Origin of the sequence: Stenotrophomonas maltophilia R551-3, from assembly GCF_000020665.1 — a bacterium.
Lineage (GTDB): Bacteria > Pseudomonadota > Gammaproteobacteria > Xanthomonadales > Xanthomonadaceae > Stenotrophomonas > Stenotrophomonas maltophilia_L.
In genome coordinates this window covers 2,569,500-2,593,196 of sequence record NC_011071.1, presented here as the reverse complement: position 1 = coordinate 2,593,196, position 23,697 = coordinate 2,569,500, and the positions used below count along the sequence as shown (strand labels likewise).

The 23,697-nt window shown below is 66.2% G+C and carries 19 protein-coding genes; 10 read left to right on the top strand and 9 right to left on the bottom strand.

Annotated features, from left to right (window positions below):
- Positions 1-33 precede the first annotated feature (33 nt).
- Positions 34-954 (top strand): M14 family metallopeptidase, encoded by a 921-nt coding sequence (locus tag SMAL_RS11730; protein ID WP_012511329.1) that lies wholly within the window; start codon positions 34-36, stop codon positions 952-954.
- Between the two features lie 101 nt (positions 955-1,055).
- Here the strand turns inward: SMAL_RS11730 and SMAL_RS11725 are convergent, their stop codons facing one another.
- Positions 1,056-1,907 carry a LysR family transcriptional regulator gene (locus SMAL_RS11725; RefSeq protein ID WP_012511328.1) on the bottom strand — a complete coding sequence of 284 codons (852 nt, stop codon included), beginning with the start codon at positions 1,905-1,907 and terminating at the stop codon, positions 1,056-1,058.
- Between the two features lie 160 nt (positions 1,908-2,067).
- Between SMAL_RS11725 and SMAL_RS11720 the strand changes: the two genes are divergently transcribed.
- Positions 2,068-2,421, top strand: coding sequence for an SMR family transporter (locus tag SMAL_RS11720; protein ID WP_010485170.1), 354 nt, complete (start codon positions 2,068-2,070; stop codon positions 2,419-2,421).
- On the top strand, positions 2,421-2,744 hold the full coding sequence (locus tag SMAL_RS11715; protein WP_012511327.1) for a DMT family transporter: 324 nt from the start codon (positions 2,421-2,423) through the stop codon (positions 2,742-2,744). The genes SMAL_RS11720 and SMAL_RS11715 overlap by 1 nt, the downstream gene beginning before the upstream one ends.
- 142 nt (positions 2,745-2,886) lie before the next feature.
- Here the strand turns inward: SMAL_RS11715 and SMAL_RS11710 are convergent, their stop codons facing one another.
- From SMAL_RS11710 to SMAL_RS11700, 3 genes are all read right to left on the bottom strand, one after another.
- Positions 2,887-5,835: a TonB-dependent receptor gene (locus SMAL_RS11710; RefSeq protein ID WP_012511326.1), complete on the bottom strand. Its 2,949-nt coding sequence runs from the start codon at positions 5,833-5,835 to the stop codon at positions 2,887-2,889.
- Between the two features lie 69 nt (positions 5,836-5,904).
- Positions 5,905-6,849: a FecR family protein gene (locus tag SMAL_RS11705; protein ID WP_012511325.1), complete on the bottom strand. Its 945-nt coding sequence runs from the start codon at positions 6,847-6,849 to the stop codon at positions 5,905-5,907.
- A complete protein-coding gene (locus tag SMAL_RS11700; RefSeq protein WP_041864536.1) occupies positions 6,846-7,364 on the bottom strand; it encodes a sigma-70 family RNA polymerase sigma factor in 519 nt (172 codons plus the stop codon). The genes SMAL_RS11705 and SMAL_RS11700 overlap by 4 nt, the downstream gene beginning before the upstream one ends.
- Positions 7,365-7,509: 145 nt before the next feature.
- On the opposite strand from SMAL_RS11700, the gene SMAL_RS11695 reads away from it, so the two are divergent.
- Together SMAL_RS11695 and betT are read left to right on the top strand one after the other, a co-directional pair.
- Positions 7,510-7,890 carry a VOC family protein gene (locus SMAL_RS11695; protein WP_006372781.1) on the top strand — a complete coding sequence of 127 codons (381 nt, stop codon included), beginning with the start codon at positions 7,510-7,512 and terminating at the stop codon, positions 7,888-7,890.
- Between the two features lie 195 nt (positions 7,891-8,085).
- Positions 8,086-10,065, top strand: coding sequence for a choline BCCT transporter BetT (betT, locus tag SMAL_RS11690; protein WP_006372779.1), 1,980 nt, complete (start codon positions 8,086-8,088; stop codon positions 10,063-10,065).
- Between the two features lie 92 nt (positions 10,066-10,157).
- Here the strand turns inward: betT and SMAL_RS11685 are convergent, their stop codons facing one another.
- Positions 10,158-12,782: a TonB-dependent receptor gene (locus tag SMAL_RS11685; RefSeq protein WP_012511323.1), complete on the bottom strand. Its 2,625-nt coding sequence runs from the start codon at positions 12,780-12,782 to the stop codon at positions 10,158-10,160.
- A 226-nt stretch (positions 12,783-13,008) separates the two neighbouring features.
- A complete protein-coding gene (locus SMAL_RS11680) occupies positions 13,009-13,986 on the bottom strand; it encodes a zinc-binding dehydrogenase (RefSeq protein ID WP_012511322.1) in 978 nt (325 codons plus the stop codon).
- Between the two features lie 430 nt (positions 13,987-14,416).
- On the opposite strand from SMAL_RS11680, the gene SMAL_RS11675 reads away from it, so the two are divergent.
- The 4 genes from SMAL_RS11675 to SMAL_RS11660 all read left to right on the top strand — a co-directional run bounded on the left by SMAL_RS11675 (position 14,417) and on the right by SMAL_RS11660 (position 18,720).
- Positions 14,417-16,780: a ribonucleoside-diphosphate reductase subunit alpha gene (locus SMAL_RS11675; protein ID WP_012511321.1), complete on the top strand. Its 2,364-nt coding sequence runs from the start codon at positions 14,417-14,419 to the stop codon at positions 16,778-16,780.
- 108 nt (positions 16,781-16,888) lie between these two features.
- Entirely contained in the window at positions 16,889-17,929 is a 1,041-nt protein-coding gene (locus SMAL_RS11670) for a ribonucleotide-diphosphate reductase subunit beta (RefSeq protein ID WP_012511320.1), read from the top strand.
- A gap of 13 nt (positions 17,930-17,942) precedes the next feature.
- Entirely contained in the window at positions 17,943-18,422 is a 480-nt protein-coding gene (locus tag SMAL_RS11665) for a flavodoxin (protein WP_041864661.1), read from the top strand.
- Entirely contained in the window at positions 18,394-18,720 is a 327-nt protein-coding gene (locus tag SMAL_RS11660) for a thioredoxin family protein (protein WP_012511318.1), read from the top strand. Before SMAL_RS11665 ends, SMAL_RS11660 begins: the two co-directional genes overlap by 29 nt.
- 141 nt (positions 18,721-18,861) lie before the next feature.
- Here SMAL_RS11660 and SMAL_RS11655 read toward each other — a convergent pair whose 3' ends face one another.
- Complete coding sequence (locus SMAL_RS11655; RefSeq protein ID WP_012511317.1) at positions 18,862-20,193, bottom strand: Nramp family divalent metal transporter; 1,332 nt, start codon at positions 20,191-20,193, stop codon at positions 18,862-18,864.
- A 117-nt stretch (positions 20,194-20,310) separates the two neighbouring features.
- On the opposite strand from SMAL_RS11655, the gene mntR reads away from it, so the two are divergent.
- Positions 20,311-20,781 (top strand): manganese-binding transcriptional regulator MntR, encoded by a 471-nt coding sequence (gene mntR, locus SMAL_RS11650; RefSeq protein ID WP_006372477.1) that lies wholly within the window; start codon positions 20,311-20,313, stop codon positions 20,779-20,781.
- Positions 20,782-20,849: 68 nt separating this feature from the next.
- Here the strand turns inward: mntR and SMAL_RS11645 are convergent, their stop codons facing one another.
- Together SMAL_RS11645 and SMAL_RS11640 are read right to left on the bottom strand one after the other, a co-directional pair.
- A complete protein-coding gene (locus SMAL_RS11645) occupies positions 20,850-21,410 on the bottom strand; it encodes a thioredoxin-like domain-containing protein (RefSeq protein WP_012511316.1) in 561 nt (186 codons plus the stop codon).
- Positions 21,400-23,559, bottom strand: a complete 2,160-nt coding sequence (locus tag SMAL_RS11640) for a TonB-dependent receptor plug domain-containing protein (RefSeq protein ID WP_012511315.1) — start codon at positions 23,557-23,559, stop codon at positions 21,400-21,402. The genes SMAL_RS11645 and SMAL_RS11640 overlap by 11 nt, the downstream gene beginning before the upstream one ends.
- Between the last annotated feature and the right edge of the window lie 138 nt (positions 23,560-23,697).

The following is a 23,697-nucleotide window of genomic DNA, read 5'->3' as shown; positions in this document are numbered from 1 at the left end:
GGGCGATTGCTTCCTGACTCGCTGAGATCTGCCATGTCCCAAGCCGCTTTCTACCCCGTCGGAACCCCTGGCCAGCCGTGGGGAGCGGCGGAACGGGAGGCGTGGCGTGGCCGCCAGCAGCGCCTGCGTCGCTATGACGAGGAGGTGCTGCCGCGCATCGAGGCACTGGCCTCGCGCTTCAACAAGGTGGCCTATGGCCAACTGGACTACGCTGGCGAGACCTACACCCTGTTCGCCCTGCGCAGCCGCGACTGGAACCCGGCACTGCCGGCTGCCCTGGTCACCGGTGGCGTGCACGGCTACGAGACCAGCGGCGTGATGGGGGCGCTGGAGTTCCTCGAAAAGCACGCAGCCGATTACGCCGGCAAGGCCAACCTGCTGGTGGCGCCGTGCGTGAATCCGTGGGGCTTCGAGCGCATCAACCGCTGGAACTTCGATGCGATCGACCCGAATCGCAACTTCCGCGCCGATGGCCCGGCCCGCGAATCGACCGCGCTGATCGAGCTGGTTGCACCAATCAAGGGCCAGTTCGTGCTGCACATTGACCTGCACGAGACCACCGACAGCGACGAGAGCGAGTTCCGCCCGGCGCTGGCCGCGCGTGACGGCAAGCCGTTCGAGCCGGGCTTGATTCCCGATGGCTTCTACCTGGTGGACGACAGCGAGAACCCGCAGGCGGCGTTCCAGCAGGCGGTGATCGCCGCGGTGGAAAAGGTCACCCACATCGCGCCGGCCGACGACAAGGGCGAGATCATCGGTTCAGCGGTGGTGGCGCATGGCGTGATCGAGTACCCGCTGGTGAAGCTGGCGTTGTGTGCAGGCATCACTGGCGCAAAGTACACCACCACCACCGAGGTCTACCCAGACAGCCCGCGGGCGACCCCGCAGCAGTGCAATGACGCGCAGGTGGCAGCCGTGTGCTCGGCGCTGGATTACGCGCTCGCCCATCGTTGATCGGTAGTGCCGGCCTCTGGCCGGCAACTGAAAAAGGGGACGGAGGGGATTAAGTCGTTTGTGCCACAAACGACTTAATCCCCTCCGTCCCCTTTTTCGGTTCACCCCAATGCGTCGGCCCACCAGAGTGCGGCCGGTCCCGGCGGCGTATCACGGCGCCACAGCAGGTCGCTGTGGATGCGCCGCGGCCAGCCGGGCAGCACCAGTTCCACCAGCCGGCCACGGTCATAGCGCTGCACCAGCGCCCGCGGCAGCTCGGCCCAGCCGAGGCCGTCCTCGGCCATCTCCATCACCATCAGGTAGTCGGTGGCGGTCCAGGCCAGGCCGGTGACCACGCGGGATTGATCGACTTCCGCGCTCAGGCGCACCTGCCGGTGCCGCGCCAGCTGCGCGGCGGCGCGACGGCCAGCGCTGGCCAGCGGATGCTCGCGCGCCACGTACACTGACAGTTCGCTGTGGTGCGCCAGCGGCCGTGCCACCAGTCCGTCCGGATAGTGCTCCTGCCGTGGCAGCAGACCCAGCGCGGCGCGTCCGTTGCTTACCAGTTCCAGCACGTCCTCGCCCTCGGCATCCAGCCATTCCAGCTCGATCTCCGGGAACGCCTCGGCGAAGCGTTGCAGCACCCGTTGTTCCGGGTCCAGTTGGTAGACGTCGGAGAACGCCACGGTCAGGCGCGGTTCGACCGGTGCGGCCAGGCGCACGCTCAACTGCTGCAGGCGGGTATCGGCGGCAAGGATTTCCTGCGCGTGCCCCAGCACCTGGCGCCCGGCCTCGGTCAGCTGCGGGTAGCGCCCGCTGCGGTCGAACAGGCTCACGCCCAGATCGGCCTCCAGGTGGGCGATGGCGGTGCTGACCGTCGACTGGGTCTTGCGCAGGCGTCGCGCCGCCGCCGAGAACGAGCCGAGCGCCGCAGCTTCCACGAAGGCCTGCAGGGATTCAGGGGAGTAGGGCATTGATCCATTGCTCCTTTCGATGGGACCCATTTTGATCCCACCGTAAAAGACGATGATACTGGCCGCCGTCGCCCCTGTCTGCGGGGCGTTCCGGACCCTCCACGCACGGCGTGGATCTATTGAAAAGGCGGCGCGGTCCCCGCCCTGCAAGGAGTTTCACATGTCCCGTACTGTTCCCGCCCGTGGCGCGCTGGTCGCCTGGGCCTGCCTGACCGTGGCGATCGTCGCCGAGGTGGTCGGCACCTCGTTCATGGCTCATGCCGCCCGCGATGGTGGCTGGACCGGTTACCTGATCATGGCCGGCGCGCTGGCGCTGTCCTACTTCTTCCTGGCGCAGTCGGTGCGCCGTATCGCGGTTGGCGTGGCCTATGCGGTGTGGGAGGGGCTCGGCCTGACCCTGCTGACCGTGGTCGGCCTCACCGTCTTCGGCGAGAGCCTGTCGCTGCAGCAGCTGGCCGGCCTGGTGCTGGCAGTGGTCGGCATCGTCTGTGTCACCCTCGGGGAGGCGCACTGATGAATACCCTGGCCCTGTTTTTCGTGATCTGTTCTGCGCTGATCGACGTCGCCGCCAACATGATGGTGGCCAAGTCGGAAGGTTTCCGCCGCTGGCGCTGGGGCGTCGCTGCGATCGTCCTGGTCTGGATCGCCTTTGCCCTGCTGGGCCAGGCCGTGCGTTACATGGATCTGGCCACCGCCTATGCGATGTGGGGTGCGATCGGCGTGATCGGTACTGCCACCTGCGGCCGCCTGTTGTTCGGCAACCGCCTGCGTCCGATCGGCTGGGTCGGCATCGGTCTGGTCACTGTTGCGGTGCTGTTGCTGAGTACCGCGAAGTAACGCGTCGCTGTGCCAACCAAGGTTGGCACCCACCAATGCTGAGTTGCTGTGCCAACCAAGGTTGGCACCTGCCAGAGCGTGAGCCGCCGCAAGCAAGCGCCCCGGGGATGATCTCCCCGGGGCGTTGCTGTTTCTGAAGCACTCAGAAGCGTGCGGTGAAGTTCAGCCGCGTGGTGCGGCCCGGGCCCGGCATCAGGCTCATCGCCAGCGTGTCCATGTAGTAGGTGTTGCGCAGATTGCTGACCACCAGCTCCACTTCGCTGCGCGGCGTGAACTGCCAGCGTGCGTAGAAGTCATAGATCGCGGTCGGCAGGTAGATGTTCTGCAGGCCGGTCGAACCGGTGGTGTTCCAGGGCTTGTCCAGTTCATGGGTGGGGCCGCTGTTGTAGGTACGGCGGATGCCGGTATCCAGCCGCTTGTCGAACAGGCGGAAGCCGAGCGTGCTGTGGATCGAGTACTTCGGCGGGTTCTGCGCGTTGACGAACGAGGTGCCGAAGCCGCCGTCCACGCAGTCCGGGGTGGTGTCCAGCTTGCTCCACTTCGCATACGGATCTTCGCGCAGGCGCTTGGCGGTGGCCGCATCGCAGGTGCGCGCGCGCTGGTAGTAGCTGGCCGACAGGTCCAGGTAGGCGATGCCGGCGTCATAGCCGGACTGCAGCTCGTAACCGGACACCGTGTAGTTGTCGACGTTGTCGACGTAGAACGCCCAGTTGCTGGAATCGAAGCGGCGGGTGATGGCGTTGTCGATATCGTTCTTGAACCACGCCACCTTGAACGCCAGGCGGTCACCGTCGCGCCACAGGTCCTGCTTGAGCAGGCTGAAGCCGATGTCCCACGAGCGGTTCTTCTCCGGCTTCAGGTCGGCCACCGGTGCCGAGGTGCTGTTGCCCAGCGTCGACTCGAACAGGCTGGGCATCTTCCAGCCCTGCGCGTATTTCACGTAGAAGAACATGTCCTGGTCGAGGTTGAAGCGCGCCTCTGCATACGGCGCGAAGCCGTGGCCGGAGCGCCGGATCGCCGGCTTGTAGCCCCAGGCGGTGGGAATCTGCTTGGTATAGAAACCGTTGGCACCGCGCGGATCAGGAATGAAGCCGTCGAAATCGTAGGCCTGGCCCAGCGTGCTGTCGCCATAGGGCGTGGCGCGCAGCGAGTCGTAGGTGTAGTTGCCCTGTGCATCCGGGTACCACTCCTTGTACCAGCCCGGCAGCAGCTGGCCGCCCTTGCTCAGGCGCGCGAAGGTGTAGCGCAGGTCACGCGATTCGCTGACGAAAGCGACGCGATTGCGGTCGCGGGTGCGGTAATCGGTGAAGCGGCCGCCGGCAGTCAGCGACAGCCAGTCCCACGGCTGCCACTGCAGCGAGGCGACGACGCTGGCTTCGCGGCGTGTGCCCGAGCGCAGGTAGCGGTTGTTGTTGAAATCCACCGGCAGCACCGGTGAGTTGGGCGCGGTGTCCTCGTGCTGGAAGGAGGCGCCGTAGCGCAGCGTCCAGTCGCCCAGATCATTGCTGAAGCGCGTGGTGTTGCTGCTGTCCACGCCCCAGCGCTGGGTCTTCACGTCCGACTGCAGGCCCGGGCCATAGGTTTCGCCCAGCGTGTCCGGCATCTGGTCGTTGGGCACGTCCTTGAACAGGGGCGTGTTGGCGATGTTGCTGTTGAACATGCGGCTGGTGGCGGTGGTGAACCACAGCGTGCTGCTCAGGTCCAGCCACGGATGCGCCTCGGGCCGGTAGCGATGGCGCAGCGAGGTGGCGTTGACCCGCATCTTCCCGGGCTCGAACTGGAACATGGTGTTGGCCTTGTCCACGTAGGTCACCCATTCGTTGGACTCACCCACGCGGCCGATCGCCGACGGCATGATCTCGCCGAAGCTCGAATTGAAGTAGCGGTGGCTCAGCTCCAACCGCTGGTCCGGATTGGGCGTCCAGGTGAATTTCAGCAATGCCGATTCGTTGTTGGTATGCGTGTTGAGCACTTCATCGCCCGGATGGAAGAGCTTGGATACGGCCTGGCTGGACATGCCGGTGCCGCCGCTGGACAGGTACTGCTTGTCATAGCGATGCGCACCGTTGCTGCCGGCGAAGAAGTTGCCCTGGCGCCGCCGCGCATAGGCCGCAACCAGCTGCCAGTCCTCGCCGCGCTGGGCGAAGGCCACGCTGCCATTCCAGTCACGCGGGTCGCGCAGGCTGTTGCGGTTGTCGCTGCCGCGCGCGATCTGCTTGAAGGTGCGGGTGCGGTCGATGCTGTTGTCGGCCACGCCGCCGCGTACGCGCAGGCCCCAGTGCTGGCCGTCGTCGAGGATGTCATCCACCTTCAGCGTTTCCATGTAGACCACTCCGCCGATCGCGCTGGCGGCGTTGGCGGCCAGGCTTGGCCCCTTCTCGATGCTGATCGCGCTGATCAGGTCCGGGTCGAGGTAGCTGCGCTGCTGCACGCCGGCATAGCCGCGGTACACGTCGATGGCCTGCTGGCCGCCGTCGATGATCACCGGCACCCGGTTCTGGCCCTGCAGGCCGCGGATGTTGACGTCCAGAGCACCGCCGTTGCGGACGTCAGCGGTGTGTACGCCCACCGCACCGGCCAGCACGTCGCCGATCGACTGACCGCGGAAGCGTTCCAGTTGCTGGTGGTCCAGGTGCACGCGCGAGCCGCTGTCACGGTAGACCGCATCGGCATCGGCGAGCCCCCACGGCGAAGCGCCTTCGCTGGCCTGGCCGGCCACGCGCAGGGTGCCGATCTGGCGCACTCCGGCTTCGGCGTTCGGCGCCGCCTGCAGCACCACGCCACTGGCATCACGCTGGAAGGCCAGGCCGGTGCCGGCCAGCAGCTGCGCCAATGCAGCGTCAGTACCGAGCGTGGCCTGCACACCCTTGCTGTGGCGGCCGCGGGTGAGGCGCGCGTCGGCGGCGATCGACAGGCCCGATTGCTGGCCGAATGCGGTCAGGGCCTGGTCGAGCGGGCCGGGCGCAATCTGCCAGCGGACCGCAGCGGCGGTCTCCTGTGCATGGACCGAGGCAGGCAGCAGGCAGGGGGTCGCCAGGGCCATGCACAAGGCGATGGCCAGGGGGCGAGGGGAGGGGCAGGGCAGTTTCATGGGGGCGGCAACATCCGCAATGGGTTCCCTTGTAGTGCCCGGTGAGCGCACAGAAAGGGAACCGCGATTTCAAAGCGGACGCACGACGGTCCACCACGGCCAGCGCTGCTCGACACGGATCGGCAGGGCGCGGGCCAGCAGATGCAGCGCCTGGGTGCTGTCCAGGCGTGGCAGTACCGCCGTGACCTTCAATGCGGCGAGCGCCGGATCACAACCGAGATAGCCCTGATGGTGGCGGGCCAGCTCATCGATGACGCGGATCAAAGGCGTGTCCTGTACCTGTAGGCGTCCCTCCTGCCAGTCACCGCGCAACGGATCCGCAGCCACCGGGGAGAGTCCACCCATCGGGCCGATCTGCACCGCACCGCCGGCGGGCACGTCCAACGATGCGCCGAACAGCGGCAGGCAGCGCACCACACCGTCGAACACATCCAGGCGGCTGCCCTGCGCCTCACGACCGACCGCGAAGCGGGTGCCAATCGGCTGCAGGCGTGCGCCTGGCACGTGCACGCTCAAGGGCATGTCGGCGAAGGCAGGGTGATGGCCGGTCTGCAGCAGTAGTTCGCCACGCAGCAGGTGCAGGGCGCGGCGGTCGCTGCCGATGTCGATCGTGACTTCACTGTCGGCGTTGAGCCACAGCTGGCTGCCATCTGCCAGTATCCAGTGCCCGGTATGCCCGGCAGCAGTGCGTTGTGTCTGCAGGCCGCGTTGCGTCTGCAGGCCATGCAGGCCCAGCAGCGAGACTGCGCCGATGCCAAGTGCACCTCCGAGGCCGCGCAGAGCCTGCCGGCGGCGACGGCCTGCGGCATCCAGCGCTGTGGCAGCGGCCGGTGCCGACAGGGGTGCAAAGGATTGCCAGACCGACTCGACCCGACGCCACGCATCGGCGTGGCCGGCATCAGCCTGCAGCCATGCGCGCCAGCGGTACTGCTCATCATCACTCCAGCCCTGCTCGCGCAGCGCGAACCATTCGGCGGCTTGCTCCAGTGCCGGGCTGGCCAGCGCGGTGCTCATGCTGTTGCGTCGCCGGACAGGCGCAGGCAATGCAGCATCGCCTGCGCCATGTATTTCTTGACCATGCGTTCGGACACGCCCAGTTGTTGGCCGATCTCCGCATAGCCCAGGCCGGACAGTCGTGCCATCAGGAACGCACGGCGTGGCCGCTCGGCCAGGCCGGACAGCATGTCGGCGATGGCATGCAGCAGCTGCAGCGCCTGCGTGCGCTCCTCCGCCGATGGATGCACCGGCTCCGGCTGCGCGGCCAAGGCCGTCAGGTAGGCGCGCTCCAGGTCCGCGCGCTGCCAGTGATTGACCAGCAGCGCGTGCGCGATGGTGCTGAGATAGGCACGCGGCAGGCGCAGTTCGGACGGATCGACACGACGGCCGAGCAGGCGCACGAAGGTGTCCTGGGTCAGGTCGGCGGCGCAGTCGGCGTTGTGGGTGCGGCGGCGCAGCCAGCCCAGCAGCCAGCCATGGTGTTCGCGGTAGAACCCCGCCAGCGCAGTGCTGGAGGCGGCGGGCACGGCCATCGGCATCGATCATTAATGAGAATGATTCCCATTATAGTGCGATCGAGCGGTGTACGACAAACCTTGCGCAGGGGGCAATGGCCAGGGCGTTTGCGATGCCCGCCGGGCTCGCCGACACTGCGGTCTTTCAGCAGGGAGTGCCCGCATGTTCAGCCACATCACCGTTGGAACCAACGACATGGACGTCGCCCATCGCTTCTACGATGCCCTGTTCACCGCATTGGGCGCCCGTCCGGGTGTCTTCGATGACAAGGGGCGCCTGGTGTATTTCAAGGACGGTCGCATGTTCATCGTCACCGCACCGATCGATGGCGAGCCGGCCTGCCATGCCAATGGCGGCACCATCGGCTTCACCCTGGACAGCGCCGATGCCGTGCGTGGCTGGCAGGACGCAGGCGTAAGCCACGGTGGCACCGCCATCGAAGACCCGGCCGGCATCCGCAACATGGCCGGGCGGCAGCTGTTCCTGGCCTACCTTCGCGATCCGGATGGCAACAAGCTGTGCGCGGTGCATGTGATGTCGTGATTGGACAGTACGCGCGTGGCCGCGATGCACGCGGTCCGCGCGCGGCCGCGCTCGCAGGCGCGCTTCGGCGCGCGCGTGATAACACGGAATGGTGGGCCGGGCCTGTGACCACAGGCTGCAACTTCATGCTCTGTCCACTGCGGTTCAGCCAGAATCGGTCGGCTAACCCTTTGATCTACCGGAGAACGCCGCCCCATGGAAGTACTGGAGCCGCAACAATCCCCGGTGCGCACTCTTCGACCTGTGTTCGCCTTCGCGGCGATCGTTGTCGTGGCGTTCGCGCTGTTTGTCAGCCTGTTCCCGCTCGGTGCGGGCCGCCTTCTGGTCAAGGCGCAGGACTGGGCCGCACTCAATGTCGGCTGGTACTACCTGCTGGCGATGACCCTCTACCTGGTGTTCGTGGTCGGCGTGGCGCTGTCCAAGTACGGTGGCATCAAGCTCGGTGCCGACCATGACGAGCCGGAGTTCAGCTATCTCTCCTGGGCCGGCATGCTGTTCGCCGCCGGCATCAGCATCACCCTGTTCTTCTTCTGCGTCTCCGAACCGCTGACCCATTACCTGCAGCCGCCACAGGGCGATCCGGCGGCCGGTGAGGCCGGCGCGCGCCAGGCCATGCAGCTGCTGTTCCTGCACTGGGGCCTGCACGGTTGGGGCGTGTTCGCACTCGCTGCGATGGCGATGGCCTACTTCGCCTACCGCCACAACCTGCCGCTGGCCCTGCGTTCGGCGCTGTACCCGCTGATCGGCAAGCGCATCAATGGCCCGATCGGCTACACCGTGGACGCGCTGGGCATTGTCGCCACCGTGTTCGGCATCGGCGCCGACATGGGCTTCGGCGTGCTGCACCTCAACGCCGGCCTGTCGCACCTGTTCAACATCCCGCACTCCAACCTGGTGCAGATCATCCTGGTGGTCAGCATGATGGGCGCGGCGGTGGCTGTGGCCGTTTCAGGCGTGGAGAAGGGCGTGCGCTGGATGGCCAACATCAACATGCTGCTGGCGATCGCGCTGGTGCTGTTCATGCTGTGCGCCGGCCCCACCCAGTATCTGCTCAGCACGCTGATGCAGAACCTGGGCGACTACCTCGGCAGCGTGGTCGGCAAGAGTTTCGATGTGTACGCCTATGGCGGCCGACCGGAATGGCTGGGCGGCTGGACGGTGTTCTACTGGGCCTGGTGGATCGGCTGGGCGCCGTTCGTCGGCCTGTTCATCGCCCGCATCTCGCGTGGCCGCACCATCCGCGAATTCGTGTTCGGCGTCCTGCTGATCCCGCTCGGCTTCACCTTGGCGTGGCTGTCGATCTTCGGCAACAGTGCACTGGACCAGGTGCTGCACCATGGCCAGCAGCAACTGGCGCAACTGGCAGTGGATGATCCACCCACTGTGCTGTACGCGCTGCTGGACGGCTACCCGTGGAGCAAGGCAGTGATCGCGGTGACGGTGTTCGTCAGTTTCATTTTCTTCGTGACATCGGCTGACTCCGGCGCGGTGGTGCTGTCCACGTTGTCCTCGCATGGCGGGGCGCCGGAGGATGATGGTCCGCGTTGGCTGCGCGTGTTCTGGGGCACGGTCATCGCGGTGCTGACCGCCGGGTTGCTGCTGGCCGGCAGCATCGATGCGCTGAAATCGGCAGTGGTGCTGGCGTCGCTGCCGTTCTCGGCGGTGTTGTTGCTGATGATGTGGGGCCTGACCCGCGCCTTCAGTGACGAGTCGCACCGCAAGCGCGCGCTGCAGTACCGTCCCTCGCCGCTGATCGGTGACGACCGCCACCACCAGGGCTGGCGCCAGCGCCTGAGCCAGGCCATGCACTTCCCGGTGCGCGACCAGGTCTACCGCTTCATGGATGACACGGTGAAGCCGGCGATGGAAGCGGTGGCCGAACAGCTGCGCGGGCAGGGCTGGGATGTGGCGACGCGCTTCGAGGCCGGCGACATGGAGTTGACGGTGAACCACGGCGAGCAGCAGGACTTCCTGTACCGGGTGATCCTGAGTGGCTACCTGACGCCGTCGTTCGCCGCACAGCAGCTGCGCAACCAGCGCTACTACCGCGCCGAAGTGCATCTGTACGAAGGCAGCCAGGACTACGACCTGGTCGGCTACAGCCGCAAGCAGATCATCAACGACATCATCAGCCAGTACGAACGGCACCTGCAGTTCCTGCACCTGAGCCGTTGATGCGGTGGGTGCGGACCGTTGGTCAGTGGTAGTGCCGGCCGCTGGCCGGCAGCACAATTGGGGCGGCGCATCACCGCCGCCCCGTTGCCGCATCAGAACCGGTAGCGCGCCCCCAGCGAGACGAACTGCCCGCGCAGGTTGTACTGGCTGATGTCGAAGCCGTTGGAGCCACCGGCCGGGTCGAACGGCGGGTCCTTGTCGGTCAGGTTCAGCACCGACAGCGACAGCGTGGTGTTGGGAATACCTTCGTAGGCGACGTAAAGATCCAGCTGGTGATACGGCTTGATGCGGTCACGCAGCCCCGGGTTGCTGGTGACCGTCGCCACACGCTGGTCGTAGCCACTCACGTACTGCAGGCTCAGCGTGCTGCTCCAGTCGCCCACCGCCCAGTTCAACGAAGTGGTTCCGCGGGTGCGCGGCAGTGCGCCGTGGCGGTTGTTGCCGGCCCCGTCATAGGGCGCCTGGCCGGCCACCAGCGGCTGCTTGAAGCTGAGCAGGTGGGTCCAGCTGCCGGCCACGGTGAAGTTGCCCCAACCGTCGGTGCGGAAGGTGCGGCTGGCGTCCAGGTCCAGCCCCGAGGTGGTCAGTTCGCCCTGGTTGGCGTACTGGTTGGTGATGAACTGGATGCGTCCGTTCTCGCGTTGTACGCGGCCCGGGAACAGGGTCGGGTTGTCGACGATGAACTGCGCACTGTCCGGCTTGACCAGGTTGTCCTGCTCGATGCGGTACCAGTCCAGGCCAATGCTGGTATCGCCATCCGGCGACCACACCGCACCCACGTTGAAATTGCGCGAGCGCTCGGCCTTCAGGTCCGGGTTGCCGGTGCGGATGTTGGTCACGCCGCGGCTGCCACCCGGTTGCAGTGGGTCGAACGGATCGATCACCGAGCCGTAGCTGACGGTCTGGCCCGGCGCGATCTCCGGCAGCGACGGCGCACGGAAGCCACGCGAGAACGAACCGCGCAGCAGCAGGCTGTCCAGCGGCTGCCAGCGCAGCGCCACCTTCGGCGAGAACGCCTTGCCGAAGTCGTCATAGTGATCGCCACGACCGGCCACCTGCAGCTCCAGGGTGCGGTGCAGCGGCACGCTCAGTTCGGCGTAGGCGGCGCTGACCTGGCGCTCGCCGTTGACCACGTTGATGGCCGGGCGCAGCTCGGTACCCGACAGCACCTGTGCGCTGGTGCGCGCGTCCAGTGATTCCTTGCGGAACTCGGCGCCCCAGGCGAAGCCGATCGCACCGGCCGGCAGCTCCCACAGCGTGGTCGACGCCTTTACGTTCAACGCATGCAGCTTGTACCAGCCCGGACGCTTGGTCTGCAGGCGCAGTGCATCCAGCGCCCCCGGCGTGCTGGACGGGTTGAGGAAGTTGTAGCTGCCATCGCGCAGGATCTGCTCGAACGCGTAGCGGTTGACGAAGTTGTCGACGTACTCGCGCTGTGCACTCTGCGAGGTCAGCGCTGCCACTTCCCAGTCCCAGCGCTCGCCACTGCCACGCACGCCGGCCAGGGCACGGTAGAACACCTGGGTGTTGTCCTTCAGGCGCGGGCCGAGGTCGAAGAAGGTGTACTCGAACGGCAGCGGCGTGCTGCCCGGGTTGTTCGGGTGGCCGACCGGCAGCACCGCCGGCACATCGATCAGGGTGCCGGTGGCCGGGTTGTAGGCGCGCAGGCCGGGGCCGACGGTCAACGGCGCGCTGAAGATCTGGTCGGCCTTGTTGTGGCTGTACAGCACGTCGGCAAACGCTTCGACGCTGTCATTGAAGCGGTAGGTCGCACTCAGCGACGCCTGCAGGCGCTCGGCGCCGGGCTGCAGGGTCTTGAACGGCTGCGCATTGAAGGCGCAGGCCTGGCCGGGCAGGGTACTGCCGAAGTCGCTGTACGGGCGCAGCTGGCTGCCGTCGGGGCAGTTGGCGAACGGTTGCGGCGCACGCGGGTTGCTCAGCCAGTTGCCACCGGCAGTGGACCAGCCGGCAAGGCGACCACCGGGCTTGTCGCGGAAATCGCCGCTGCGGGTATAGGCACGATCATCGCCATCGAGGCGGTCGCGCTTGAGCAGGTCCAACCCGAACAGCACGTTCCAGCCCTGCTGTTCCAGATCACCGAAGCCGGCCAGCAGGTTGGCCTTGCGTTCGTTCAGGCCGCCCTGGGTGGCGGTACCGAAGCCGCCGCCGACTTCCACGCCCTGGAAGTTCTTGCGCAGGATGATGTTGATGACGCCAGCGATGGCGTCGGAGCCGTACACCGCCGAGGCGCCATCCTTCAGTACTTCGATGCGCTCGACCGCACTGATCGGCAGTGCGTTGAGGTCGACGAAGGTGTCCTGGGTATTGAGTGCGAAGCCGAAGTTGGACACCCGATAGCCGTTGACCAGCACCAGCGTGTTCTTCGGTGACAGGCCACGCAGGCCGATCGATGCAGAACCGGCGGCGAAGCTGCCGGTGTACTGCTCGTCGAAGCTGTTGCCGGCATTGGCCGACAGGTTGCGCAGCACGTCGGTAAGGGTGGAACGACCGGTCTGTTCGATCTGTTCGCGGCTGACGATCTGCACCGGGTTGGGCCCGGCGGTATCGCTGCGCTTGATGTTGGAGCCGGTCACCAGCACGGTGCCGAGGGTGGTGCTGTCCTTGCCGGTGTCGGCGGTTTCAGCGGCGCCGGCAGCGCCGGCGGTGAGGCCCAGCGCGATCGCGCCGGCAAGCAGGTTCAGGGTGGTGCGGTACATGGAAGCGACAACGCCGAACGGGGAGGAGCCGTCAGTACCGCACGCAGGTACATGCGCCTTCCAATGACGAAAGCGCATTCAGTTATACATCACAGGTTCTTAACGAAAGTCTGTGGCCTCGGTGGGGCGGTCTGTGCTCCGGTGGGTGCGGACCGTTGGTCCGCACTCCTCCTGCGGGTCAGATCCCGTTCCAACGGAAAGGGATCCGACCCCGGTTGACCGGCCATCAAGGCCGCAGCAGCACCTTGCCGTTGCGGCCCGAACCCGCACCGGCCTTTGCTGCCTGGGCGATGTCGTCCAGCGCGAAGATCTGCTCCACCGGCAGGGTCAGTTCGCCGCTCGCCGCGCGCTTCAGCAGTTCGCCAACCAGCCGGCGCTTGTCCTCCACCGCCATCGCCTGGCTGACCTTGCTGCCCCAGAAGCCCTTCACCGTGGCTTCCTTGTAGATCAGGCCGCCGGCGGGAATGCGCATGGGTTCGCCGCTCATCACACCGAACGACACCAGCGTGCCGTGGTGGCCAAGCAGGTCGACCAGATCGCCGCTGGCGTCGCCGCCAATGGAATCCACCGCGGCCGCGGCCTGCGCTTCGCCGGTCGCCTCACGCACGCGATCCTTCCAGCCGTCCACCGAGGTGTCGAACACATGATCGATGCCCAATGCCTGCAACTGTGCGACCGCATCGGCATTGCGCACCAGGTTGGCCACATGCACGCCGCGCGCACGCGCCAGCATCGCCAGCGACTTGCCGACCGCGCCGTTGGCGGTGTTCTGCACGATCCACTGGCCCGCTTCGACGTGCAGGAACTCCAGCAGCATCAGCGCGCTCAGCGGCATCGCGATCAGCTGTGCGGCCATCTCGTCCGGGATCGCTTCCGGCATCGGAATCACCATGCGTGCCGGTGCAATGAACGCTTCGGCCCAGGTGCCATGCACCGAAGCGGCGGCAACCCGCTGGCCGATCTGCAGGCCGTCGACGCCGTCGCCGAGTGCATCGACCACGCCCAGTGCTTCACTGCCACCGATGGCCGGCAGTGCCGGCTTGTAGCCATACAGGCCGCGCACGGTCAGGAGGTCGTGGTTGTGGATCGAGGCCAGCACGGTGCGGATCCGCACCTCGCCGGCGCCGGGCTCAGGCAGCGGCGCGTCGGCAATGGCAAGGACGTCGGCCGGGTCGCCGAAGGAGGGGTACTGGGCAGCGCGCATGGGCGGTGTTCCGGGGAAAGTTGATGTTGTACCGAACTGGGGACGCAGGCGCTGTCGACAAGGCGTCGCAGGTGCAACACGGCATCCTGGGACTGATCGTCGCGACATGTGTTGATTACTGCATCTTGTGTTGACGAGCTTGGATATCCCCACTATGTTGTGGCCGTCACTCCCGGTCAGCCGCCGCCGCCGGACATGCAGCAAACGTCCCGCGGCCCGCCCCTGAGGCTTGCCGTGTCGACGCGGCCGCCATCGTGCGGACGCAGGTCGCCCCCACGGCCCGGATACCGGCCGCAGGCGCAGGCAGATGCCGACGACCTACGTTCCCGTGCCCTGGCAATCCACCCGTTCGCCCCGTGCGCCGGTATCGCGTGCAGGGCCGCCATGGCATCGACCGCCAAAGCGCGTGCGAGCCTGGAGTTTCACCACCATGACCGACAGTACCTTCCGCGTGGCCGATCTGGCCGGCGCTGGCGACGCCTTGCGCGCCGGTGGCGAGCGCGTGCCGACCTGGATCACCAAGGAGGCCGGCAACCGTCGCCTGCCGTTCGAGGCCGAGCGCCTGCAGCGCAGCATCGATGCCGTGCATGCCGAGTTCCCGCAGCTGGATGTGAGCGACTACCGCCGCGTGGTGCAGGCGATGGTCGAGCGCAAGCCCAGCATCAGCGCCGATGATCTGGTCGATCTGCTGATCCGCGAGGCTGAGTCGCGGGTGGACCTGGTCGCACCCGAGTGGGAACAGTTTGCAGCGCGCATCTACCTGCGCCGCCTGTACAAGCGCGCCAGCCGCAATCGCTTCTACGATGTCGGCCTGAAGTACGGCTCGTATGTGGGCCTGCAGGAAAGCCTGGCCGACCGCGGCATCTACAGCAACGACATCCTGCGCTGCTATTCCAAGGAAGAGCTGCAGCAGGCCGGCGAGATGATCGACCCGGAACGCGACCGCCTGTTCGCGTACAACGGCCTGTACCTGCTGGCCACGCGCTACCTGGCCAGCGACCGCAGCCGCGAGGTCTATGAACTGCCGCAGGAGCGTTGGCTGACCATCGCGCTGTACCTGATGCAGGAGGAAAAGCCGCGCGAGCGGCGCATGCAGCTGGTCGGCGAGGCGTATTGGGCGCTGTCCAACCTGTACATGACGGTGGCCACGCCGACGTTGGCCAATGCCGGCAAGGTCGGTGGGCAGCTGTCCAGCTGCTTCATCGACACGGTGGACGACAGCCTGCAGGGCATCTATGACTCCAATACCGATATCGCCCGCGTGTCCAAGCACGGCGGCGGCGTCGGCGCCTACCTGGGCTACGTACGGAGCAGCGGTGCGCCGATCCGTGGCGTGGCCAATTCCTCCGGCGGCGTGGTTCCATGGATCAAACAGCTCAACAACACGGCGGTGTCGGTCGACCAGCTCGGCCAGCGCAAGGGTGCGGTGGCGGTGTACCTGGACATCTGGCACCGCGATATCGAAGCCTTCATGGACCTGCGCCTCAACAACGGCGACCAGCGCCTGCGCGCGCACGATGTGTTCACCTCGGTCTGCGTGCCCGACCTGTTCATGGAAGCGGTCGAACGCCGCGCCGACTGGTACCTGTTCGATCCGCACGAGGTGAAGCAGGCCAAGGGCTGGTACCTGCAGGACTTCTACGACGAGAAGCGTGGTTCGGGCAGCTTCCGTGACCGCTACGCCGAGCTGGTGGCCGATGAGCGCATCAGCCGCCGCACGGTAAAGGCAATCGATCTGTTCAAGCGGATCATGCTCAGCCAGCTGGAGACCGGCAACCCGTTCCTGTTCTACCGCGACGAGGTCAACCGCCGGAACCCGAACAAGCACGCGGGCATGATCTATTCCAGCAACCTGTGCACCGAGATCCTGCAGAACATGAGCCCGACGCGGATGATCCAGGAGATCGTCAGCGGCGACCAGATCGTCACTACACGCCGGGCCGGTGACTTCGTGGTCTGCAACCTGTCTTCGATCAACCTCGGTCGGGCGATCAGTGCGCCGGATGACCTGTTGGCCACCGATGTGCTGGAACGCCTGATCCCGATCCAGGTGCGCATGCTCGACAACGTGATCGATCTCAATGCGCTGCCGGTGCCGCAGGCCACGATCACCAACCACAAGTACCGCGCCATCGGCCTGGGTACGTTCGGATGGCACCACCTGCTGGCGCAGCAGTCGATCCAGTGGGAGTCGCAGGATGCCGAACAGCTGGCCGACCGCCTCTACGAGCGCATCAACTTCCTGACCATCCAGGCCAGCGCGCAGCTGGCGAAGGAGAAGGGCAGCTACCCGATGTTCGCCGGCAGCGATTGGCACAACGGACGCTACTTCAGTGACCGCGACTACAGCGGCGCGGCCTGGGACAGCCTGGCCCGCGAGGTCGCCACGCACGGTCTGCGCAACGGCTGGCTGCTGGCGGTGGCGCCGAACATGAGCACCGCGCAGATCGCCGGTTCCACCGCCTCGATCGACCCGATCTACAGCGCGTTCTACTACGAGGAAAAGAAGGATTTCCGGCGGCCGGTGGCCGCGCCGGGCCTGTCGCTGGAGACCTGGCCGTACTACGAGAAAGGTGCCTACAAGGTCGACCAGTTCGCCAGCGTGCGCCAGAACGCGCGCCGCCAGCGCCATGTCGATCAGTCGATCAGCTTCAACCTGTACGTGCCCAGCACCATCCGCGCCAGCACGCTGCTGGAGCTGCACCTGAGCGCCTGGCGCGAAGGCCTGAAGACCACCTACTACGTGCGCTCCAACGACATCGACATCAGCGAATGCGAGTGGTGCTCCAGCTGATCGGCGCGCGCACCGCACGGTAGCGCCGGGCCATGCCCGGCGAGCGCACCGCGCGGGAATCGTATATTCCGCCGGGCATGGCCCGGCGCTACCCCTGAAGGTAAGACCATGGCAACCCCCCTCGACCGCATCAAGATCCTCGAACCGCGCCATCCCAATCGCAGTACCGGCATCATCAACGGCCGCACCAGCGGCATCCTCAACTGGAACGACATTCCGTACCCGTCGTTCTATCGAGCCTACAAAGAGCTGTCGACCAACTTCTGGATTCCCGACGAGGTCGACATGAAGCTGGACGCCCGCCAGTACGGCGAGCTCAACGCTCGTGAGAAAAACGCCTACGACTCCATCATCGGCCTGCTGGCCACGCTCGACTCGCCGCAGACGCGCTTCATCTACAACGTGGCCGAGTACATCACCGATCCGGCCGCGCATGCCAATGCGGCGATCATCGGCCAGCAGGAGGTGATCCACAACGAAAGCTACAGCTACGTGCTGGCCTCGATCACCGACCTGTCGAACCAGAACCGCATCTTCGAGATCGCCCGCACCCACCCGACCATCATCAAGCGGAATGCCCCGATCATGGGCGCGTATGACGACTTCATGCGCGAGAAGACCGCCGAGACCCTGCTCAAGTCGTTGATCCAGTCCTCGATCCTGGAGGGCATCAACTTCTATTCAGGGTTTGCGTACTTCTACAACATGGTGCGGCAGAACCGCATGAATGGCACCGGCAAGATCATCAGCTTCATCAACCGCGACGAGCTGGCGCATACCAAGTTCATCAGCGAGCTGATCCGCGCCATCATCGGCGAGAACCCGGAGCTGCAGACCAACGAGCTGACCGCCTACGTGCACCAGTCATTCGAACATGCCATCGAACTGGAGACGCAGTGGTCGTCGGAGGTGCTGGACGGTATTGATGGCATCGACGTGGACGAGATGGTGCGCTACGTGAAGTACCGCGCGAACAAGATGGCCGGCATGCTCGGCATCGAGCGCCTGTACAGCGACACCACCGACAACGTGATGCCGTGGATCAAGGCCTACGCCGACAACTTCACTGAGACCAAGACCGACTTCTTCGAGATGCGCAATGCAAGTTACAAGAAGACCAACGCCGACAACGGCTTCGACGACCTCTGAGCCCGGCGAAGCGCTGAGCATTCTGCTTGTGGTGGCCTCGTTGAGTGGTAACACCCGCGAGCTCGGCCGGCAGATTGCCGAGCGTTGCCGGGCAGCGGGCCACGCGGTGCACTGGCAGGAGGCCGACGACCTGCGCCAGGCGCCGCCTCTGGCCGCCGATGAAGCCGACCTGGTGCTGCTGGGCTGCTGGACCGACAACGCCGGCCGCACGCCGGCGGAGATGAAGGCCTGGGTGGCCGGCATCGCCGACCGCGGCGAGCGGCCACGGCAGCTGGCGGTGTTCGGCACCGGCGAAACGCAGTGGGGGCAGGAGTACTACTGCGGCGCCGTGCACCGGCTGATCCGCTATTTCCGCAGCGACTATCCGCCGCTGGAGATCGAACAGATGCCGCATGGCCAACGCCATGCCGGGGCCATCGAGGCCTGGACCGATGCGGTCCTGGCCCATTACTGGAGCAACACCGATGCAGATCATCGACGCCACCACGCCTGAGCAGTTCCAGCAGCTGCTGGCCGAACACCCGCGGGTGCTGGTGGATTTCCACAAGGACCAGTGCCCGGGGTGCCGGATGCTGGAGATGTCGCTGCACCGCGTGGCCAACAGCGTGGCGGGGCAGGGCACGACCCTGCTGCGCGTGCAGTTGGAAGTGCTGGGGGAGGCATTCTTCCGTGAGCTGGGGTTGCGGCAGACGCCGACGCTCTTGCTGTTCCGTGACGGCGACGAACGCACTCGCCTGGCCGGGTTCCAGTCGCCGCAACAGATTGAAGCCGCCATTGCGCTGCATCTATGACGCAGAGATGGCGGGGTCGGATCCCTTGCCGGAGGCAAGGGCTCTGACCCCCATACCGTGACAAGGGCATCCATGCATGGCGTGGAACTACCTGGGTCAGAGCCCTTGCCTCCGGCAAGGGATCCGACCCCGGCATTGGCGTCACCCGCCGGCGAAGGTATCCACCAGCAGCTTCACGTTCAACACCACGATCACCAGCGCGATCACCCAGGCGATCGCTCCCAGCCAGCGCGGGGCCACCAGCGCGCCCATCGTCACCTTGTCGGTCACGATCCGCACCAGCGGGATGATCGCGAACGGCAGCTGCATCGACAGCACCACCTGGCTCAGCACCAGCAGCTTTACCGCCCCCTGGTCGCCAAACAGCATGATCACCACCACCACCGGAATGATCGCCAGCGCCCGCGTGATAAGCCGACGCAGCCACGGCGGCAGGCGCAGGTGCAGGAAGCCTTCCATCACGATCTGGCCGGCCAGCGTGGCGGTCACCGTCGAGTTCAGGCCCGAGGCCAGCAGCGCAATCGCAAACAGCGTCGCCGCCGCGCCCACGCCCAGCATTGGTGCCAGCAGCTGGTGCGCCTGTTCGATGTCTTCCACATCAAATCGGCCATTGGCATGGAACACGGCCGCCGCCAGGATCAGGATGCTGGCGTTGATGAACAGTGCCAGGGTCAGTGCAAGGGTGCTGTCGGTCACTGCCCAGCGCAGCGCGCTGCGTCGGCCTTCATCGGTGCGCGGGTAGGCACGGGTCTGCACGATGGACGAGTGCAGATAGAGATTGTGCGGCATCACCGTGGCACCAATGATGCCGATGGCGATGTACAGCGCGTGCGGATCAGTTACCACCTGCGCGCGCGGAATGAAGCCGCCCAGCACTTCCATCACCGGCGGTGCGGCCAGCGCGATCTGCACCATGAAGCAGCCGAAGATCACCAACAGCAATGCGATCACGAAGGCTTCCAGCGCACGGAAACCGCGGTTCATCAGCAGCAGCACCAGCAGCGTGTCCAGGGCGGTGATCACCGCGCCCCACAGCAACGGCAGGTCGAACAGCAGCTTCAGCGCGATCGCGGTGCCGATCACCTCGGCCAGGTCGCAGGCGATGATCGCCGCCTCGCACAGCGCCCACAGCGCCAGGTTCACCGGCTTCGGATAACGCGCGCGACAGGCCTGGGCCAGATCCATACCGGTGGCAATGCCCAGCCGCGCCGATAGCGCCTGCAGGATCACTGCCATCAGGTTGGAGATGAGAATGACCGACAGCAGCAGGTAACCGAAGCGCGAACCGCCGGCGAGGTCGGTGGCCCAGTTGCCCGGGTCCATGTAGCCGACCGAGATCATGTAGCCCGGGCCGAGGAAGGCCAGCAGGCGGAACCACCAGTGGCCCTTGTCGGGCACCGCCACCGAGGCGTTGAGCGCACCCAGGCTGGCCGGGGTGGAGGCCGAAGGGTCGCGGGGTGCCAGGGTGTTCATGGGTCCGAATATAGCTCCTGCTATAGTCATTAGCAATGTGAAACAATCGTCTTTATCGCGTTACTGGTCCAGAATTCAGGTTCAACACCGGATCACCCCGGAAGGACAGGCGCAGGCGTGGGCAAGACCGACGATTCGACATCGCTGAAAAGCACCCCCTTGATCGAGGCCGAGCGCCAGGTCGAGAGCTTCCGGCAAGTGCGCGAGGCGCACCGGATGGAGCTGGTGGAGGACTATGTCGAGCTGATCTCGGATCTGCTGGCCGATGGCGGCGAGGCCCGCCAGGTCGACATCGCCACCCGCCTGGGCGTAGCCCAGCCCACCGTGGCGAAGATGCTGCGGCGGCTGGCCCGTGATGGCTGGGTGGTGCAGCGTCCATATCGTGGCGTGTTCCTGACCCCGGAAGGCGAGGCGCTGGCCCATGCCAGCCGCCAGCGTCATCAGACCGTGGAGCGTTTCCTGCTGGCGCTGGGCGTGGACCCGGATACCGCGCGGCGCGATGCCGAGGGTATCGAGCACCATGTAAGCGAGCAGACGCTGGCGTTGTTCGAAGCGTTCGTGCGCAAGGCTGAGGGCGAGGCGCCGTAACGGTAGCGCCGGGCCATGCCCGGCGGCCGTAAGGCTGCGTCAAGCAATTCGCCGGGCATGGCCTGGCGTTACCGCGATTGGATGCCGGCGTTGGGGCAATGGGCCTGCTGCTGCGCACACGCCTGCTTCGTCCATTCCTTCAACACGGGCTGCAGGCCTTCGTAACGCCGGCCTTGCCAACCATTGGCCAGCACCTTGCCGTCAGCATCGATCAGCACCAGATTCGGCGGTGCCAGCCCAGCCAACGCCTGCAGTGCCGGCATGCGCGCGGCGCGGCGCGGGTCCAGCACCGGCCACGGCATCTCCTGCGCATGCATGTAGCGGCGCAGCGCGGCCTCGCTCTCATCCAGGCTGACGTAGACCACTTCGGTATCGGCGCCGGCCTCGCGCAATGCGTCACGCACGCTGCGCAGTGTGGGTACGAAGGCATGGCAGGGCGCGCACCAGTCGGCGCCGAAGTACAACGCCACCAGCTTCGGTGGCGATGACCATTGCATCGGCCGCAGCGAGCGCTGTTCCGGCCGCATCAGCGAGGCGGAGACCTGCGCATGCAGGTCCGCAGCCATCGCCGGTGCGGCCAGCAGCACGGCACAGGCCAGCAACAACGCTCGTAGCGGCTTAGAACGCATAGCGCAGGTTGACGTACCACGAGCGCGCGAAACGCGGCCCGTAGACATAGTCGCTGTCACGCAGCGCGCCCACTTCCAGATCCTTCTGGCGCTGGTCGAATACGTTCTTGACGCCGGCGGCTACCGACACTTCCTGCTGCGCCTGCGCGCCCAGGTGACGGTGCCAGCGCGCCCCGAGGTCGGTGACCAGGAATGAACGCGTGCGGTGCAGTTCGCCCAGCCGGTTGTTCAGCACCGACATCGGGCCGGTGTGGCGCAGCGCGACGAAGGTTTCCCACGGCTCGGCCGGCATCCAGCTGAGCTGGGCCAGGCCGGTCCAGCGCGGCGTCTTCAGGTAGTCGCGGCTTTCGATGACGGTGTCGCCGCCGTCGCCGGTGTCGTCGAAGATGCGCTGCGGTTCGCGGAAGCGCGAGCGGTACCACGAGGCACCCGCGGTCAGGCGCCACTGTGGCGACGGCTGCCAGCCGAGGTTGGTTTCCGCGCCCAGCACATTGGAGCCGGACGCGTTGTAGCGCAGCTGGCTGAGCTGGCCGTCATCGCCGCGCTGGATCTCACCCAGTGCGAAGGTGTCGCGGATGCGCGCATACGAGGCGGTGGCATCCCAGCTCCACACCGGATTGGCCGGGTCAGATCGCCAGTCGAAGCCGAACAGGGTGGTCAACGCGCGCTCTTCCTTCAGGCCGTCGGTATTGCGCACGCGCACCTGTTCGCCACCCAGCGTATCGACATGTACGTCCTCGACGAAGATTTCCGGTGCACGGAAGCCAGTGGCAACGCCTGCCCGCCACTTCAGGTTCGGCGTGGCCTGCCAGGCCAGCGCGATGCGCGGCGAGAACACCGCGCTGTCCAGTTCCGAGCTCTTGTCCACGCGCGCACCCAGCACCAGGTCGACGTTGTCGCGCAGGCTCCACTCGTCCTGGATGAAGGCGCCCAGGTTGTGGAAAGTAGCGTCTTCCAGCACTGCCAGGCGCTGCCCGTCACCGGTGCGGTTGTCGTCGCGCAGTGCCTCGTGCTTGTACTGCACGCCGAAGGCCAGCGCGTGCGCCCCCAACCGCCAGTTCAACTGGCTGTCGATGTAGTGCAGCGGGTTTTGGGTGCGGCCGTACTGGCGCCACGACCGCGAGGCCGCGCTGCCGGCCACGTTCGGGTCCAGCTGCGACGGGTCATAGCCCGGCGCAGACGGATCGGTGACCACGTCGCCCAGGCCGCCATAGAAGCTGTCGCGGTCGATGTCGGCGAAGGCATAGGCCAGGCGGAAATCGACGTCGGCATTGATCTCCTGGTCCCACGACACGCTGCCGCGCCGGTACTTCGTATCCAGCGATTCGGCGATGTTGGCCAGGTACTCGGGCTGGTCCAGGCGGTTGCCGCCGCGGCGGGTTTCATCGGTCACCTGCAGGTCCAGGCGCAGCCGTGTGCCCGGTGTGGGCGCATACCAGGCCTGCAGCCCGCCGACCTTGAGATTCTTGCGGGTGATCTCGGTATAGCCGTCACCGTTGTAGTCGATGCCACTGTTCCAGTTGCGCTGGGCGATCAACGACAGCCCGGCATCGGCGTCCTTGGCCACCAGGTCGAGGCGCACATCGGCATTCTTCTGCGGCGTGCCTTTCAGCACGTCCACGCCGGCCTGCACATGGCCACCGCTGCGCGCCGGCAGCGGCGGGATCAGGTTGATCACACCGGCCACCGCGCCCGGTCCATACAGCGCCGAACCACCGCCTTTGACCACTTCGATGCGGTCGACGAACCCGGCCGGGATCTGTTCCAGGCCGTACACACCGCCCAACGTGGACAGCAGCGGGATGCCATCGAACAACAGCTGGTTGTAGGCGCCGGGCAGGCCCAGCAGCTGTACTTCGCTGGTGTTGCAGTTCTGGCAGTTGCTTTCCACGCGCAGGCCATTGATCAGCTCTGCGGCTCGCGAGAAGTCAGTGGCCGCGCGCAGCGCGATGTCTTCCTTGCGCAGCACTTCGGTGCGGATCGGGACATCGGACAGCAGGCGTTCGCTGCGGGTTGCAGTGCTGACCTTGACCTGCACACGGTCCAGCTCGGTCGGCTTCGGTGTGACTGCCAGCGCAGGCAGCGGCAGGGTCAGGGCGATGGCGGCAGCCAGAGGCAGCCGGCGGGAAAGGGGTCTGGAAACGGGCATGAGGGCGTCGTCCTTGGGAGAGGAAAGGCGGCGAGGGCGACCTGGCTGACGCATATGAAAGCAGAGGGTCATAGATATAGCAACGGCTATATAAATAAGTCCATGCAATCACGAAGCCGAAAGCAGGATCAGAACATC

Excerpts from the sequence above, each read along its gene's own strand:
- SMAL_RS11685 (WP_012511323.1), bottom strand. The coding sequence starts at position 12,782 with ATGTACCGCACCACCCTGAACCTGCTTGCCGGCGCGATCGCGCTGGGC.
- SMAL_RS11730 (WP_012511329.1), top strand. The coding sequence starts at position 34 with ATGTCCCAAGCCGCTTTCTACCCCGTCGGAACCCCTGGCCAGCCGTGG.
- SMAL_RS11705 (WP_012511325.1), bottom strand. The coding sequence starts at position 6,849 with ATGAGCACCGCGCTGGCCAGCCCGGCACTGGAGCAAGCCGCCGAATGG.
- SMAL_RS11720 (WP_010485170.1), top strand. The coding sequence starts at position 2,068 with ATGTCCCGTACTGTTCCCGCCCGTGGCGCGCTGGTCGCCTGGGCCTGC.
- SMAL_RS11695 (WP_006372781.1), top strand. The coding sequence starts at position 7,510 with ATGTTCAGCCACATCACCGTTGGAACCAACGACATGGACGTCGCCCAT.
- SMAL_RS11655 (WP_012511317.1), bottom strand. The coding sequence starts at position 20,193 with ATGAACACCCTGGCACCCCGCGACCCTTCGGCCTCCACCCCGGCCAGC.
- SMAL_RS11680 (WP_012511322.1), bottom strand. The coding sequence starts at position 13,986 with ATGCGCGCTGCCCAGTACCCCTCCTTCGGCGACCCGGCCGACGTCCTT.
- betT (WP_006372779.1), top strand. The coding sequence starts at position 8,086 with ATGGAAGTACTGGAGCCGCAACAATCCCCGGTGCGCACTCTTCGACCT.
- SMAL_RS11715 (WP_012511327.1), top strand. The coding sequence starts at position 2,421 with ATGAATACCCTGGCCCTGTTTTTCGTGATCTGTTCTGCGCTGATCGAC.
- SMAL_RS11710 (WP_012511326.1), bottom strand. The coding sequence starts at position 5,835 with ATGAAACTGCCCTGCCCCTCCCCTCGCCCCCTGGCCATCGCCTTGTGC.
- SMAL_RS11700 (WP_041864536.1), bottom strand. The coding sequence starts at position 7,364 with ATGGCCGTGCCCGCCGCCTCCAGCACTGCGCTGGCGGGGTTCTACCGC.
- SMAL_RS11670 (WP_012511320.1), top strand. The coding sequence starts at position 16,889 with ATGGCAACCCCCCTCGACCGCATCAAGATCCTCGAACCGCGCCATCCC.
- SMAL_RS11660 (WP_012511318.1), top strand. The coding sequence starts at position 18,394 with ATGCAGATCATCGACGCCACCACGCCTGAGCAGTTCCAGCAGCTGCTG.
- SMAL_RS11640 (WP_012511315.1), bottom strand. The coding sequence starts at position 23,559 with ATGCCCGTTTCCAGACCCCTTTCCCGCCGGCTGCCTCTGGCTGCCGCC.
- SMAL_RS11645 (WP_012511316.1), bottom strand. The coding sequence starts at position 21,410 with ATGCGTTCTAAGCCGCTACGAGCGTTGTTGCTGGCCTGTGCCGTGCTG.
- SMAL_RS11675 (WP_012511321.1), top strand. The coding sequence starts at position 14,417 with ATGACCGACAGTACCTTCCGCGTGGCCGATCTGGCCGGCGCTGGCGAC.
- SMAL_RS11725 (WP_012511328.1), bottom strand. The coding sequence starts at position 1,907 with ATGCCCTACTCCCCTGAATCCCTGCAGGCCTTCGTGGAAGCTGCGGCG.